The 250-nt window shown below is 67.2% G+C and carries 1 protein-coding gene; it reads left to right on the top strand.

What is annotated here, in order from left to right; translation table 11 throughout:
- The coding region (locus tag B4920_RS27205) for a nucleoside transporter C-terminal domain-containing protein (RefSeq protein WP_305847138.1) at positions 1-250 on the top strand (250 nt) is incomplete at both ends.

Below are 250 nucleotides of genomic sequence, written 5' to 3'. Positions count from 1 at the left end.
GCCACCAACGTGATTGAAGCGGCGGCCGATGGCGCCATGTCCGGCCTCAACATCGCTGTGGCGGTGGGCGCGACCCTGTTGGCGTTCGTCGGGGTGATCGCCATGCTCAACGGCCTGTTGGGCTGGGCCGGTGATCTGGTGGGGCTGGATCTGAGCTTCCAGATCATCCTGGGCTGGCTGTTCGCCCCCGTCTCCTGGCTGATCGGCGTGCCCTGGGATCAGGCTCAGGCCGCCGGCGCCTTGATCGGTA

Source organism: Zoogloea sp. LCSB751 (assembly GCF_002028455.1).
Taxonomy (GTDB): Bacteria; Pseudomonadota; Gammaproteobacteria; order Burkholderiales; family Rhodocyclaceae; genus Zoogloea.
The sequence above is the reverse complement of the archived record's forward strand: the minus strand, read 5'-3'. Positions and strand labels throughout refer to the sequence as shown.